Origin of the sequence: Enterococcus canintestini (genome assembly GCF_001885735.1) — a bacterium.
GTDB classification, from domain to species: Bacteria; Bacillota; Bacilli; order Lactobacillales; family Enterococcaceae; genus Enterococcus_C; species Enterococcus_C canintestini.
The window spans coordinates 1-1,989 of sequence record NZ_JXKG01000043.1 but is presented as its reverse complement, the minus strand read 5'-3'; the positions used below and the strand labels follow the sequence as shown (position 1 = coordinate 1,989).

Annotated in this window: 1 protein-coding gene; it reads right to left on the bottom strand. The window is 35.0% G+C overall.

The features are described 5' to 3' along the window. Positions 1-876: 876 nt before the first annotated feature. A complete protein-coding gene (locus RU96_RS13605) occupies positions 877-1,050 on the bottom strand; it encodes an IS3 family transposase (RefSeq protein ID WP_143350977.1) in 174 nt (57 codons plus the stop codon). Positions 1,051-1,989 lie beyond the last annotated feature (939 nt).

Genomic DNA, 1,989 nt, shown 5'->3' with positions numbered 1-1,989 from the left:
CTACTTTATTGACATCTATCCATACACTAAATAACTTTATCTAAGTCTTTAATTAAATTTTTCGGATTTCTTTAACAAGAACACCCTGAGACAGTATTTACAAGTATCTCGATGGAACGTTCTAAACGATAGAAACTATGAGTGCTTTTAAAGATAGCTTTCGCAATATATTCAGATTGTTGAAGTGATACTTCATAAATTTTTGAATCAGATCTACAATACTTCTAAAGGTATGGATTTGAGTCAGTACCTCGAACACGACTTGCGAGAATTTTTCGAGATTCCGGCAGGTAGGCATCTCATCACTTCGACTTGCTGGTTGAAGCGATGAAGGATTCCCCTTGTGGAATTCTCATCAATAAAATGTAGACGGTTGATAATACCTAAGCTTGTAAAGCCAACTCCTCCATCTGATTTGGTGTTAAATAGTCGATACTGCTGTGGATTCGTTTATGATTGCAAAACCCCTCAATAATACTGAAACAGATCTAAATGAGTGACTTCAAAACTTTCATATGCTTTTGACATACACACTTCTTCCTTCTTAATTGATGTGTGGAACGATTCAATACCAACGTTGTTGTATGGGCAATCTTTCCGGCTGAAAGACTGAAGGAATGATGGATGTTTAATTCTTTTAGTTTTGCTTCATAGGCCTCGCTAGTGTATTGAGAACCTAAATCTGAGTGGGAATCAAGTTCTCTGAGAACATATGATTTAAACACACATCTTCAAGGGTTTCCATAACCAATTTTTAGGTCATTTTCTTGCCAAATTTCTACCCGATATTTTTTGTATGAATGTAAGTGATACCCGTTGCCCTTTTTGGCTGATTGCCGTATTGGTAAAATCTTGGTTTAACAAATTTTTTCGTCCCTAAGGTCCAACGTTTGCTTGTTTGTCTGTTTTGTATTTCTTCATGATGATTGAGCGTAGACCTAACTCCCACATCAACTTTTGGACTCTTTTTAGAGAGCTAGTCTCACCCCGACCAATACGAATCTTGTAGATTTTGGGTGCGCCATAGATCTCCTTATTTTCAAAGTAGATCTTGAAATCAAGCGACTTAAGTGTTCATTTCCTGATTGACATTTGAAGGGCTTCCTCTTCACCCAGTCATAATAACTAGATTTGCCCACCTCCAGAACTGTACACATCTGTTTTACATCTGAGCGTTGATATTTGATTGAATAGATTCAAAGACAGCGCTAGTTTTTACTTTTGAGCGAATATGGTTAAGGGCTTTTTAGGAAGGGAGTCTCAAAATTGCATGTATTAACGCTTATGGAATATCATCATTTATATTATGAAATAGCCTACCTAAAGCATGATCAAGCAAGCAGTAGCACGGCAGTTACTGCTTGAAAAAAACAAAAAAACTACTCTTCAAAGATGAAAGAGTAGTTCTGAAAAATCATTCTTTATTCGTTGTCCTATTGATAGGTAGCCCACCACACTTGTCCAGGATTGATGGTTCCTTACACGGTTTATATTACATTTTCGCGATGAGTGAAGAGACAATAAGTGCTTCCATTATTCCAAATTTCAATTTTTACTTCTCTGTTTTTCTAGCAAACTCAGTGATTTTTATAGCATCAGAAAGATTTAGCTTTTCTACAGCTCTCTCATAGTTTTTTGCTACACTTAATTAAGCTAATAGCTAATACCGATTTAGACGCTATTACATTTGCAGTATATTTTTGCAAAACTTCCTTGGTTAATAATGTCCGCTATTCCCTTGATAAAAAATTCTAAATAGAATAGAATCCTTACAGATAGATTGTTTTACAGTAGAATTAATTTCACAAAACTCTTTTTTCTACGTAAGTTTACTTCTCTTTTTGCTTTTATCTCAAAATTGTTTTATGGATATTTAAGCACGTTAACCCTGTACAGTACAAGTAACCATAATTTATAAATTAGTGCGCCCCTGCTTCATGTTTCACTATAAACAATACCAAATAGTAAATCATAACCACCCTTCAAAAG